Source organism: Rhizobium mayense (assembly GCF_030272705.1).
Classification (GTDB): Bacteria; Pseudomonadota; Alphaproteobacteria; order Rhizobiales; family Rhizobiaceae; genus Rhizobium; species Rhizobium mayense.
This window is the reverse complement of sequence record NZ_JARFYM010000009.1, coordinates 18,591-31,256: the sequence shown is the minus strand read 5'-3', so window position 1 is coordinate 31,256 and position 12,666 is coordinate 18,591. Positions and strand designations below refer to the sequence as shown.

Here is a 12,666-nt window from a genome sequence, read left to right as displayed (position 1 = left end):
ATCGCGCTCCCTGTCCGCCGCCATCGGTTTGATGGCGGCATCTTTGTGCCAGCACTTTTTCGGGCAGCTAGCGCTCAAACATGACGTTGGATTTGTCCTTGTACATCACTTCGCCGATCCGGCGGAAGCCGACTTTTTCGGCGACGCGCAACGACGGCCTGTTTTCCGGATCGACGATGCAGGTCATGCGGCGGCCGGGGAATGTGTCGTCGGCCCAGGCGATCGCCGCCTTGACGGCTTCCGTTGCATAGCCTCTGCCCTGCAGCGCCGGTGTGATCCCCCAGCCGGATTCCAGCGTCCCTTCGGTGGTGGTCGGGTGCATGTCGCGATGGAGGTCGAGGAAGCCGACTTCACCGATGAAGCGGCCGCTCTGACGTTCTTCGACGGCGAAAAAACCGAAGCCAAGGTGGTGCCACATGCCGGCATAACGCAACAGGCGCGACCAGGCCTGTTCGCGTGTCGACGGCTCGCCGCCGATGTAACGGACAAGGTCTTCTTGCGTCCAGAAGGCCGTATAATCGTCGAAATCCTCCAGCCGATGAGCGCGGAGAATGAGGCGCTCGGTTATCAATGTCGGAACCATGGTCATGGCGGGAGCAGCTTCCTTCCGGTCAACCATTTCTACATTCATGCTCATCCGTTTCATGCTCCCGTTTCGCCGTCCCAATAATCCACGGCGCCGCCCTCGCGCCCGATGAAGCTGAATCGCCGCGGCGTCTCGCCGAGGCGATTAGTCTTCGCCATGAACTTGCCGGAGTCGGGGTATTCGACAATCTCTGTTTGGGCTTTGGTCGAGATGACGAGATAGATCAGTACGCCCGGGCCAATATTGATGAGCTGATGGGCGGTTTCATGGCCACCGGCAGGTGCTCCCATTACATCGCCTTTCGCGACTAGAATACGCTCGCTTCCGAAGCGATATTCGCCTTCGCCGTCGAGAATGACGAAGAGTTCCTCTTCGACGTGATGGTTGTGAAATGGACAGCCGGATTTGCCGGACGGCACTTCGTTATAGCTGATGCCGAGATCTTTCAGCCCAAGCAGTGCGCCAAAGGAGACATCGCTGCTCGAAAAAAAATCTCCCTGCTGCCAATGATCGAGCTGTAGCTCGCCAAGGTTGACAGCGTGTCTGGTTTTCTCTGTCATCAAGTTCCTCCCTGTCAGTGCGAAATTATTAGCGAAGCGAGTGAGCTGGTGGAAGATACAATTTCTGGCACGCTTCAATGTTCCCCAAATCCGGATCAGAATCAGCCAAGGCATCCGAAAAACACTTGCCAAGCGCGGCCCGCCGTGGTTTGACCCGCCCTTATCAAGGTGCTGCCCGCCCTCCCACTCAGCAGGTGACGTATGTCCAGCTCTACCAATGCCCACATCCTCATCGTCGAAGCTCGCTTCTACGATGATATGGCCGACGCTCTTCTCGACGGCGCCAAGACCGCGCTCGAAGAGGCCGGCGCGACCTATGACGTCGTCACCGTGCCCGGCGCGCTGGAGATTCCGGCAGCTATCGCCATGGCGCTTGATGGCGCCGATAACGGCGGCACCGAATATGACGGATATGTCGCCCTCGGCATGGTCATCCGCGGCGAGACCTATCATTTCGACATCGTCTCTAATGAATCCTCGCGTGCGCTGATGGATCTCGCCGTCAGCGAATCTCTGGCGATCGGCAACGGAATCCTGACTGTCGAAAACGACGATCAGGCCTGGGTGCGCGCGCGCCGTTCGGACAAGGACAAGGGTGGTTTTGCCGCCCGCGCAGCGCTGACGATGATCGCGCTGAAACAAAAGTTGGGTGCATAAGTTCATGGGAAATCAGGATAACGAGCGACCGGCAAAGACTGCGAACCAGCGGGGCGCAGCACGTCTCGCTGCCGTTCAGGCGCTCTATCAGATGGATATTGGCGGAACCGGCGTGCTGGAGGTGGTGGCTGAATACGAAGCACACCGTCTTGGGCAGGAGCTGGACGGCGAGACCTATCTGAAGGCCGACGCATCCTGGTTCCGCTCCATCGTCTCCGGTGTCGTGCGCGAGCAGACCCGGCTCGATCCATTGATCGGCTCCGCCCTGCAGGATGATTGGGCGCTATCGCGCCTTGACAGCACCGTGCGCGCCATCCTGCGCGCCGGCACTTTCGAGCTTCTCGACCGCAAGGACGTGCCGGTTCCCGTCATCGTCACCGAATATGTCGAGATCGCTCACGCCTTCTTCGAGGAGGATGAGCCGAAGCTCGTTAACGCCGTGCTCGACCGAATCGCCAAGCAGGTCCGCGGCGAAGCCAAGAAATAAGGCCCGTCATCAGGCCGGTGCTTGATCCCTGCCGCTTTCGTTTCTTTCGCTCGCGCCCGATTTCACCGACGAATGTTCTTTTGAACCTCCATTGGTTGTTTTACCCGTGGATGGTCTTGACGCGACGTTTTCGCAAACGCAATCTCGCCCTGCACAATTGCTGCCCCTTGGAGGAGGGGCTGGCTTTTGCTGCAGGCGGCCGGACGAGGGAGTGAACCGCCGGCTTTTTTGGAGGGAAAAAGCGAAATGTCGATTCTTTTAGGTGTTATCGCGTGCGGACTGCTCTCGGTGATTTACGCCGTCTGGGCAACCCGGTCGGTGCTTGCCGCCGACCAGGGCAATGCACGCATGCAGGAAATTGCAAGTTATATTCGGGAAGGCGCGCAAGCCTACCTGGCGCGTCAATATAGAACCATTGCCATAGTCGGCGTTATCGTTTTCATCCTGGCCTGGCTGCTTCTGTCGGGCGAAGCCGCCATCGGCTTCCTGATCGGTGCTATTCTGTCGGGCTCCGCCGGGTTCATCGGCATGCATGTCTCCGTGCGCGCCAATGTCCGCACTGCGCAGGCCTCGTCGCACAGCCTGTCGGCCGGTCTCGACATTGCTTTCAAGTCGGGCGCGATCACCGGCATGCTGGTTGCCGGCCTCGCTTTGCTCGGCGTCTCCATCTATTTCTATGTGTTGACCAGCATTCTCGGTCATGAACCGGGCTCGCGCGACGTTATAGACGCGCTGGTGGCTCTAGGTTTCGGCGCTTCGCTGATTTCGATCTTCGCGCGTCTCGGCGGCGGTATCTTCACTAAAGGCGCGGATGTCGGCGGCGACCTCGTCGGCAAGGTGGAAGCCGGCATTCCCGAAGATGATCCGCGCAATCCCGCGACCATTGCCGATAACGTCGGCGACAATGTCGGCGACTGCGCAGGCATGGCCGCCGACCTCTTCGAAACCTATGCGGTCTCCGTCGTCGCCACCATGGTCCTCGCCGCGATCTTCTTTGCCGGCACGCCGGTTCTCGCCTCGGCCATGGTCTATCCGCTGGCGGTCTGCGGCGCCTGCATCATCACGTCGATCATCGGCACCTTCTTCGTCAAGCTCGGGACGAACGGCTCCATCATGGGCGCGCTCTACAAGGGCCTGATTGCGACCGGCATCCTGTCGATCATAGGTCTTGCAGCCGCCACGTCGCTGACAATCGGCTGGGGTTCGATCGGTGCGGTCGCCGGCTTCGACGTCACCGGCGCGAAGCTGTTCATCTGCGGCATTGTCGGCCTGATCGTCACCGCGCTGATCGTCGTCATCACCGAATATTATACCGGCACCAACAAGCGCCCGGTCAATTCCATTGCCCAGGCCTCGGTCACCGGCCATGGCACCAACGTCATCCAAGGCCTCGCCGTTTCTCTCGAATCGACGGCGCTGCCGGCAATCGTCATCGTCGGCGGCATTCTTGCCACCTATCAGCTTGGCGGTCTGTTCGGCACCGGCATCGCGGTCACCGCCATGCTCGGCCTTGCCGGCATGATCGTTGCGCTCGACGCCTTCGGCCCGGTCACCGACAATGCCGGCGGTATTGCTGAAATGTCGCATCTTCCGCCGGAAGTGCGCAAATCGACCGACGCTCTGGATGCGGTCGGCAACACCACCAAGGCGGTGACCAAAGGCTACGCCATCGGCTCGGCCGGCCTCGGCGCATTGGTGCTGTTCGCTGCCTATTCGAACGACCTGAAATATTTTGCGGCCCATGGCGATCAGTTCCCATATTTCACGAATGTGGGCACGATCTCCTTCGATCTCTCCAACCCGTATGTCGTGGCCGGCCTGTTGTTCGGCGGCCTGATTCCCTATCTTTTCGGCGGCATCGCCATGACGGCCGTCGGCCGTGCGGCCGGTGCGATCGTCGAGGAGGTGCGCAAGCAGTTCCGCGAAAAGCCGGGCATTATGAAGGGTACTGAGCGCCCCGATTACGGCCGGGCCGTCGACCTTCTGACCAAGGCCGCCATTCGCGAGATGATCATTCCGTCCCTGCTGCCGGTACTGGCGCCGCTCGTCGTCTATTTCGGCGTGCTGCTGATTTCGGGTTCGAAAGCTTCGGCCTTTGCCGCGCTCGGTGCTTCGTTGCTGGGCGTCATCATCAACGGACTGTTCGTCGCTATTTCCATGACGTCGGGTGGCGGCGCCTGGGACAATGCCAAGAAGAGCTTCGAAGACGGTTTCGTCGACAAGGACGGCGCGCGTCACCTGAAGGGCTCGGAGGCGCACAAGGCTTCCGTGACCGGCGACACCGTCGGCGATCCCTACAAGGACACGGCCGGCCCCGCTGTTAATCCGGCGATTAAGATCACCAATATCGTGGCGCTGCTACTGCTTGCGGTTCTCGCCGGATAAAGGCGAAGGCCGAACAAATGAAAAAACCCGCGAAGCCTGCGCTTCGCGGGTTTTTTGATGCGGTATATCCGACTTATTGGCCCGGGTTCAGATTGTTGAGGAAATTCTTCGCACCGTTGATACCGTTGCCGCCACCCTGCAGAATCTGTTGCAGGAAGGTCAGGTCGCGGCCGCCGGTCGGCGTCGTGCGGCTGATCATGTCGAAGACCTTGCCGTCCTTCAGCGTGTAGTTGGCTTGCTGCTTCACCACGCCGTCCTTGTCGAAATAGATCGCCAGGATGTTCTGGTCGACCAACCTTGGCTTCATGAAGGCCATTGAGCGCGTGCGCTTCTGTGAAATATAATAAAAGACTTCGCCATCGAAGGTCGCCGTCGTCGACGGCGTCCCGAGCGAAAGCAGCACCTGCTCGCGGCTCGAGCCGACAGGCACGAGATTGAGCGATTGCTGGTCGAAGATGTAGCCGTTGTTCATGACCTCGCTGGTCTGGCAGCCCGTGAGCCCCGCGGTCGCAATCACCAGAGCGATAGCGGCACTACTGATGAAAATTCTGTCAGACTTGAAATACCGTCTCGTCAACGACATCTCATCTCCCCTAGTGAATCAATCCGATGGCCGAGCGGCCGACATGACCTTGCTGTGCACATCATTGTGGCCTTTCCGCGATTGCGGAGGGGCCCAACAATGTTGTTCGGCACTCTTCATCACCAATCATGCACGGCGTGACGACGGCTTGGGGCGGGACCTTGAAGTGGGCACAAACGGCATTGCAATTCGCGCCTGCTTCGGTAAACCAGCTTTCAAGTGGATGCAACAAGGCGGAGCGCAACGGGGCGCTCTGAATGAGCCAATTCCGGGAATTTTCATGATTTTTGGGCTCTTCCGCAAAAGAAACCACAACCAGATCATCGTCGTCAGGCAATATGACACCCTGACCTCGATGGCGCGCCAGCCGGTTTTCTATACGGATTATGACGTGCCGGACACGGTCATGGGTCGTTTCGAGCTGCTCTCGGCGGTGATGATCCTGTTTTTCCGCCGGACGCGCTCGTCCGAGACCAGCGGACAGGAGCTGGCGCAGGAAATCGTCGATGCCTTTTTTGAGGATATCGATTATTCCATCCGCGAACTCGGAATCGGCGACAACAGCGTACCCAAGCGGATGAAGAAACTGGCCGGTATGTTTTACGGGCGGTTGGAAAGCTATGCCGCGGCTATGGACGGCATCGACCGTGACGCGCTGGCCGCCGCACTTCGGCGCAATATCCATCCCAAGGCAGGCGAGGGTGCTCCTTCGATGATCGGTCTTGCTGATTGGATGATGGCGGCAGAGGCGCATCTCGCGGGGATCACGGAAGCGGAGATCGCAACCGGCTCGGCGACGCTCCCGCAGCCGCCGCGGATTGGCGAGGCGGCGCCTCAAGTTGGCGCAGACGCACCTTAGGAGACAAAAATGAAAAGACCCTACTCCGATGAAACGCCCTTTTCCTATCCGGTGAAAGTCGGCCACATCTCCGCCAACCCCGTGGATGTGCATCTCGAAGCGGAAGGCCGCGAGCTTGCGGGCTTGGCCAAGCTTTGGGATGTGCTTTCCGTGGAAAAGCTGGAAGCGGACCTGAAGATTTCCCGCTGGAAACGCGATGGCGTCCGCGTCAAGGGCAATGTTCGCGCCAAGATCGTCCAGGCCTGTGTCGTCACGCTCGATCCGGTCGAATCGGAGATCGACGAGGATTTCGAGCATATTTTCATTCCGGAGGATTCGAAGCTCGCGCGTGCGCCCTCCATGGATGCCGGCGAAATGGTGCTCGATCCGGACGGTCCGGATCTTCCCGAAACCTTCACTGGCGATACGATCGACGCCGGCGCCGTCGTGACCGAATTTGCCGCGCTTGCCATCGATCCTTACCCGCGCAAGCCTGGTATAGAGTTCGAAGATCACATCGAAGACACCGGCGAAGATGACAAGAAACCCTCGCCGTTTGCGGTCTTGAAGGACTGGAAAAAGGAATAGACCCCCCTGGTAATTGAAGATAATTCAGTTGTAACGCGGGGAGAAACCGGTATTTTGACGCCAATTTCGCCAGGCGCGGCGGGCAAAAAGGACTAGGGACGCGTGATCAGAATTTCTCTTGACCTAATGGGTGGCGACTTCGGCCCTGAGGTTGTTATTCCTGGCGCGGCCAAGGCGCTGGATAGGCATCCCGATATCACATTCATCATGTACGGACAGAAGGAGCGCTGCGAAGCAGTCCTCGCCAAATATCCGAAGCTCCGCGAAAAATCCGTCTTTCACGAGTGCGATGTCGCGATCAGCATGGATGAAAAGCCGAGCCAGGCGTTGCGCCGCGGCCGGTACATATCCAGCATGTGGCGCTCGATCGAAGCGGTGAAGACTGGCGACGCCGATGTCGTCGTTTCCGCCGGCAATACCGGTGCGCTGATGGCCATGGCGAAGTTCTGCCTGCGGACAATGGCCAACATCGAACGTCCCGCGATCGCCGCGATCTGGCCGACATTGCGAGGTGAAAGCATTGTGCTCGATGTCGGCGCGACGATCGGCGCTGATTCGCAGCAATTGCTCGATTTCGCCTTGATGGGCGGCGCCATGGCGCGCGCGCTCTTCGAGATCGAACGGCCGACCATCGGCCTCCTGAATGTCGGCGTCGAGGAAATCAAGGGCCAGGAAGACGTCAAGGAAGCCGGCCGACTGATCCGTGAAGCCAATCTTGAATCGCTCGAATATTCCGGTTTCGTCGAGGGCGACGATATCGGCAAGGGCACGGTCGATGTGGTGGTGACGGAGGGCTTTTCCGGCAATATCGCGCTGAAGGCGGCCGAGGGCACGGCGAAGCAGATCGGCACTTATCTCCGCGCCGCCATGACGCGCACGCTGCTCGCCCGCATCGGTTACATCTTCGCCAAGGGCGCCTTCGACCTGTTGCGCGAGAAACTCGATCCGAGCAAGGTCAATGGCGGCGTCTTCCTCGGCCTCAACGGTATCGTCATCAAGAGCCATGGCGGCGCCAACGCCGAGGCCTTTGCGGCTGCCGTCGATGTCGGCTATGACATGGCCAAAAATGGCCTTACTCAAAAAATTGAAAACGATCTGAAAAAATATCATGCCAAACGGCAGCCGCCGATCGGACCGGAAGCGGCATGAGCGACGGGGTATAACAAGAATGATCCGTTCAGTTGTTCGCGGATTTGGGTCGGCGCTCCCCAAGCGCGCCATGACCAATCGCGAGATGGAGCAAGTCGTCGACACCAGTGACGATTGGATTATGCAGCGCACTGGCATTCGCCAGCGCTATATTGCCGGCGAAGGCGAAACGACCGCCTCGCTCGGCGAACAGGCGGCGCGGGCTGCACTTACCAATGCCGGCCTAACGGCTGACGATATCGACCTCGTCATCGTCGCCACCTCCACGCCGGACAACACCTTTCCTGCTACCGCGGTGAACATCCAGAACCGTCTCGGCATGCATCATGGTTTCGCCTTCGATGTCCAGGCCGTGTGCTCCGGCTTTGTCTATGCGGTGACGACAGCCGACGCTTATATTCGGGGCGGGCTCGCCAAGCGCGCGCTCATCATCGGCGCCGAAACATTCTCCCGCATTCTCGACTGGACCGACCGCACGACCTGCGTCCTCTTTGGCGACGGCGCCGGCGCGCTGATCCTGGAAGCAGGCGAAGGGACCGGCGCGAGCACCGACCGCGGCGTGCTGACGGCCAGCCTGCGCTCCGATGGGGCGCATAAGGACAAACTCTATGTCGACGGTGGCCCTTCCACGACAGGAACGGTCGGCGTGCTGCACATGGCGGGCCGGGAGGTATTCAAACACGCCGTCGGCATGATCACCGACGTCATCCAGGCCACCTTCGATGCGGCAGGTGTGAGGGCCGACGATCTCGACTGGTTGGTGCCGCATCAGGCGAACCGCCGCATCATCGACGGTTCGGCAAAAAAGCTCGGAATTGCTCCCGAGAAGGTTGTGGTAACCGTGGACCTTCATGGCAATACTTCGGCGGCGTCGATCCCGCTCGCGCTTGCCGTAGCGGCAGGCGACGGCCGAATCAAGAAGGGCGATCTGGTGATGCTGGAAGCGATGGGCGGCGGCTTCACCTGGGGCGCCGTCCTGCTGCGCTGGTAGGCTGCATCTCTAAAATCCGATTCCTAACAAGAGCTTGACCGTTTGGTGCAAGGGCAATAGTCTCTTGCAGCTTGGATAAAATTACGTAGCAATATGGGCGGGGAACTATGACGGGCAAGACAGTGACGCGCGCGGACTTGGCGGAGTCGGTATTTCGGAAAGTCGGCCTCTCCCGGACCGAGTCGGCGGAACTCGTCGAGACGGTGATCGATGAAATTTGCAACGCCATCGTGCGTGGCGAGACAGTGAAACTCTCCTCCTTCGCGACGTTTCAAGTGCGCGATAAGAATGAACGCATTGGTCGTAATCCGAAGACCGGCGAAGAGGTGCCCATCTCTCCGCGCAGGGTCATGACGTTCAAGGCGTCCAATGTCCTGAAGACACGCATTCTGAAGGCTCATGCCAGCCGCAAGGCAAAAGCCCGGCCGGTAAACCCCGTTTCCTGATCCGCGCGTGACGGACATCGACGGCGGCCGCGGTACGCACGCTGGCACGCCGTTTTCCAAGTCTTTTGCGGTTATTTTTCTGCTTGCTTGTGAAAGAGCCGCAGAGACGACTTGAATTTCTCCTCGCAAACCGTTGAAATATGATGAGTCGTATCGCGATGAGCCGCGGTGCGGATATCCGGTTTCGCATGGTCCGGCCTGAGTGGCGCTGGAGTCATGCTGTGGGAGTATGACGATGGACAAGAGCCCGGATGCATTTCGCACGATCAGCGAAGTCGCGGAAGACCTTGATCTGCCGCAGCATGTCCTGCGTTTCTGGGAAACCCGCTTCCCGCAGATCAAGCCGATGAAGCGCGGCGGCGGCCGGCGCTACTATCGTCCGGAAGACGTCGACCTGCTGAACGGTATCCGCCATCTGCTCTATGACCACGGTTATACGATCAAGGGTGTTCAGAAGCTTCTGAAAACCAATGGCAACAAATTCGTCATTGCCGTCGGCCATGGCGATCTGGCGAGCGTCGAGGCGCTCGCCTCCGCCGCACAAGAGCCGGCTGCGGCCGAGCCACGCGTCGGCTCTCCCGATGACGATCAAATCGTCGGCCGCGCCAAAGCGCCGATCAGCCGCCGCTTCTTTAATTTCGTCAGTGGTGAAGACGACGTCCCTGATGTTTCCATCGGTAAGTCGAGCGTCGGCAAGGAGGATAGGGCGCTGCTGCAGGAGACGCTTTATGATCTGCTGGAATGCAAGCGACTGCTTGATCAGGTGCGGTAGGGCAACGGCCGTATCCTGAAAAATGCTTCTGCTTTATCTGACTCCGCCGTCTTGAGGCGGGCGATAATTCGTCGAGATACCCGCCTGTATACGAATTTGGGAATCAGTTGCACCTGCGCGGAACGACGGGATTGGCCTGGCTCGGCGCGACGATCGATTTGCCGTCGGCAGAGCGGGGCAGCGTCCAGCACGCGTTCGGGTCCTTTTCCTCTGTGTCGCTCGCGTTCCTATCGCCGATAATGGTGTTGCGATAGTTGCTGTAGTCTTCCGCGCCAGGACTGTCGCCCCAGCCGCCACGATCGCCGCGAGCTCCGCTACTGCTAGATGCAGCCATGGCCGTCGTGGCCATGCCGACAGTGAAGAGAGATATGCTGAGCGCTTTGAGAAACATGGGCTTTTCCCGCTGACTTGGTCATCTGCACCGTTCCGGTTGCCGCAGACGATCGTAATTCGACCGGCGGATTGTATTTATTTATTGCTGTTATTCAATATGACTAAAATACGCGTCCGATGAAAGGCGGATAGTTTTTGGTGTTCATATTGAGCAAATGCTATTAATGGTGGCAAATGCAAGTGTCATTTTTATCACTTATAAGATTCTACATTAATGTGACGATTAGCTTACTTTGTTTATTAACTTGCAACGTCGCGGTGCCGGGTTCAGCTTCAACGGGGAAGCTTCGCTGCTTCGCCCTCGATACGAGGGGGACTTAAATCAGGATATGGCGCGACCCGATATGATCCGCCGCAAAGCCAATCCTGATGGATATTCGAATGGAGACACCATGAACATTAAGAGCCTTTTTCTCGGCTCCGTCGCCGCCTTGGCGACGGTGAGCGGCGCCCATGCGGCAGACGCCATTGTCGCGGCGGAGCCTGAGCCGCTGCAATATGTGCGCATTTGCGACGGCTACGGCACCGGTTATTTCTTTATTCCGGGCACGGAAACCTGCCTTAAGATCGGCGGTAAGGTCCGCACGGAAGGCGAATGGTACGATGCCTATAATCCGAAGAGCAAGGTCGGCACGCTCTGGCATGACCGCACCGAGCTTAAGGTCGATACGGCGACCGACACGGAATATGGTGCCCTGAAGACCAACGTCATCTTCCGCTGGGAATGGAATGATGGAGGGGACACAACTTCGAAGCTGTTGTTTGCCAATATCAGCCTCGGCGGTTTTACTGTCGGCAAGCTCGACTCGCAGTACAATCTCTATGTAGGTTATGCTGGCGATGTCATTAACGACGACGCGATCTATGACGGCCCATACGAACTCAATCAGTTGACCTACAATTATGAGGGCAGCAACGGCTTTAGTGCCGTCGTCTCGCTGGAAGACACCAACTCTGCGTCGGACTCCGACAGTTACGGCGGCGCCTGGGTTACCTCGAAGGAAAACCATTACGCACCGAACGTCGTCGCCGGCTTCGGCTACACGACCGGCACGCTCGGCTTCAAGGTCGTCGGTGGCTATGACTCCATCGTCGAGGAAGGCGCCATCAAGGCCCGCATCGATGCCAAGTTCGGCGGCGTGGAAGCTTTCTTGATGGGCGGTTGGAACACGGATGGCGACAAGCTCAACCAGTATGCCGGCTCCTATCAGGATGAATCGGCTTGCACGACCTCCGATGGTGTTGTCCATGGGGCGAAGTGCGGCTGGGGTGACTGGGCCGTATGGGGAGGCGTTGGTGTTCCGATCAATGACAAGTTGAAGTGGAACCTGCAGCTTGCCTACACCGACTCGAAGATTTTCGAGGCCACCACCAACGTCAAGTTCAATCCGGTCAAGGATCTGCTCATCGAGCCGGAATTGACCTACATGCACTATGACTTCATCAATGATGATACGGTTGCCGGCATCCTTCGTTTCGAGCGGAATTTCTGATCGGATCCGATTGGATCGGTCTTCGATTGCCGGTGCATGATCTCTTAAATCGCCGCCATTTCACGCGACAGATATGAGATCCGAAATTGGGAAAAAAGGGGCCGGCCGCGATGCCGGCCTCTTTGTTTTTAAAGTTATTTTTGATGGCGCCGGCTCGTTCGATCGGCCCTCGGCCGCGACGTCACGCTGCATGGAAAAATGCTAGAGCGATAGTGTCATCTGGTTAACCAGCGGGTAAGTGGATACTTGCATACGCTTACTCTTGGCTGTATCTCTCTGCGTAGAAACAATACTTTAAATTGATTTATTGCCGGAGAGTAATATGCGCATACGTGCTGCCATGGCGATCAGCCTTTTCGCCATATCGTCCATTTTAGCCAGCTGCCAGACGCCGGAGCAATCCGCTGCCAATGCCGAAATGACCTGTCAGGCTCAGGGTCTGCGTCCGGGTACGCAGCGCTACGGCCGCTGCGTCGGCACCACCTACCAGGCCAACCGTGCTCAGGCGCAACAGGCCGAAAATCAGGCTGCCGCAGGTATTGCCGCCGGCATCATCGGCGGCGTCCTCGTCGGCGCTGCGGTCAGCGACAATCATTACCACCACGGCTATTACGGCCATCCCTATTATCATCGTTGCTATCGCTGCTGGTAAACGGGGCCGATCAGCTCGGTTCAAAAATGAAAACTCCGCCTCGGCGCAGTTTTTGTGGCTCGGGTCATCGCCAGCGCAATTCCGTG

15 protein-coding genes are annotated in these 12,666 nt (G+C 58.5%); 11 read left to right on the top strand and 4 right to left on the bottom strand.

What is annotated here, in order from left to right; genetic code table 11:
* Positions 1 to 67 precede the first annotated feature (67 nt).
* Both PY649_RS13275 and PY649_RS13270 read right to left on the bottom strand, forming a co-directional pair.
* Complete coding sequence (locus PY649_RS13275) at positions 68 to 637, bottom strand: GNAT family N-acetyltransferase (protein ID WP_285868908.1); 570 nt, start codon at positions 635 to 637, stop codon at positions 68 to 70.
* Between the two features lie 5 nt (positions 638 to 642).
* Entirely contained in the window at positions 643 to 1,146 is a 504-nt protein-coding gene (locus PY649_RS13270; protein ID WP_285868907.1) for a cupin domain-containing protein, read from the bottom strand.
* Positions 1,147 to 1,347: 201 nt separating this feature from the next.
* Here PY649_RS13270 and PY649_RS13265 point away from each other — a divergent pair, with 201 nt between their 5' ends.
* From PY649_RS13265 to PY649_RS13255, 3 genes are all read left to right on the top strand, one after another.
* A complete protein-coding gene (locus PY649_RS13265; protein WP_028753307.1) occupies positions 1,348 to 1,803 on the top strand; it encodes a 6,7-dimethyl-8-ribityllumazine synthase in 456 nt (151 codons plus the stop codon).
* A gap of 4 nt (positions 1,804 to 1,807) precedes the next feature.
* Entirely contained in the window at positions 1,808 to 2,290 is a 483-nt protein-coding gene (nusB, locus tag PY649_RS13260; RefSeq protein WP_285868906.1) for a transcription antitermination factor NusB, read from the top strand.
* 246 nt (positions 2,291 to 2,536) lie between these two features.
* Positions 2,537 to 4,675 carry a sodium-translocating pyrophosphatase gene (locus PY649_RS13255; protein WP_285868905.1) on the top strand — a complete coding sequence of 713 codons (2,139 nt, stop codon included), beginning with the start codon at positions 2,537 to 2,539 and terminating at the stop codon, positions 4,673 to 4,675.
* Between the two features lie 73 nt (positions 4,676 to 4,748).
* Here PY649_RS13255 and PY649_RS13250 read toward each other — a convergent pair whose 3' ends face one another.
* Positions 4,749 to 5,258, bottom strand: coding sequence for an outer membrane protein assembly factor BamE (locus PY649_RS13250; protein ID WP_285868904.1), 510 nt, complete (start codon positions 5,256 to 5,258; stop codon positions 4,749 to 4,751).
* Positions 5,259 to 5,481: 223 nt separating this feature from the next.
* On the opposite strand from PY649_RS13250, the gene PY649_RS13245 reads away from it, so the two are divergent.
* From PY649_RS13245 to PY649_RS13220, 6 genes are all read left to right on the top strand, one after another.
* Positions 5,482 to 6,117: a ubiquinol-cytochrome C chaperone family protein gene (locus PY649_RS13245; RefSeq protein ID WP_285869064.1), complete on the top strand. Its 636-nt coding sequence runs from the start codon at positions 5,482 to 5,484 to the stop codon at positions 6,115 to 6,117.
* 9 nt (positions 6,118 to 6,126) lie between these two features.
* Complete coding sequence (locus tag PY649_RS13240; protein ID WP_285868903.1) at positions 6,127 to 6,684, top strand: YceD family protein; 558 nt, start codon at positions 6,127 to 6,129, stop codon at positions 6,682 to 6,684.
* 102 nt (positions 6,685 to 6,786) lie between these two features.
* The gene (plsX, locus tag PY649_RS13235; RefSeq protein ID WP_285868902.1) at positions 6,787 to 7,833 is read left to right on the top strand and encodes a phosphate acyltransferase PlsX; all 1,047 of its coding nucleotides are present in this window, start codon (positions 6,787 to 6,789) and stop codon (positions 7,831 to 7,833) included.
* Between the two features lie 19 nt (positions 7,834 to 7,852).
* Complete coding sequence (locus tag PY649_RS13230; RefSeq protein WP_285868901.1) at positions 7,853 to 8,824, top strand: beta-ketoacyl-ACP synthase III; 972 nt, start codon at positions 7,853 to 7,855, stop codon at positions 8,822 to 8,824.
* 107 nt (positions 8,825 to 8,931) lie between these two features.
* Positions 8,932 to 9,270 carry an integration host factor subunit alpha gene (locus PY649_RS13225; RefSeq protein ID WP_107107687.1) on the top strand — a complete coding sequence of 113 codons (339 nt, stop codon included), beginning with the start codon at positions 8,932 to 8,934 and terminating at the stop codon, positions 9,268 to 9,270.
* Positions 9,271 to 9,499: 229 nt separating this feature from the next.
* Positions 9,500 to 10,042 (top strand): MerR family transcriptional regulator, encoded by a 543-nt coding sequence (locus PY649_RS13220; RefSeq protein WP_285868900.1) that lies wholly within the window; start codon positions 9,500 to 9,502, stop codon positions 10,040 to 10,042.
* Positions 10,043 to 10,145: 103 nt separating this feature from the next.
* Here the strand turns inward: PY649_RS13220 and PY649_RS13215 are convergent, their stop codons facing one another.
* On the bottom strand, positions 10,146 to 10,433 hold the full coding sequence (locus tag PY649_RS13215; protein ID WP_285868898.1) for a hypothetical protein: 288 nt from the start codon (positions 10,431 to 10,433) through the stop codon (positions 10,146 to 10,148).
* A gap of 394 nt (positions 10,434 to 10,827) precedes the next feature.
* On the opposite strand from PY649_RS13215, the gene PY649_RS13210 reads away from it, so the two are divergent.
* Positions 10,828 to 11,928, top strand: coding sequence for a porin (locus PY649_RS13210; RefSeq protein ID WP_285868897.1), 1,101 nt, complete (start codon positions 10,828 to 10,830; stop codon positions 11,926 to 11,928).
* Between the two features lie 322 nt (positions 11,929 to 12,250).
* Positions 12,251 to 12,580: a hypothetical protein gene (locus PY649_RS13205; protein WP_285868895.1), complete on the top strand. Its 330-nt coding sequence runs from the start codon at positions 12,251 to 12,253 to the stop codon at positions 12,578 to 12,580.
* The last annotated feature ends 86 nt before the right edge of the window (positions 12,581 to 12,666 follow it).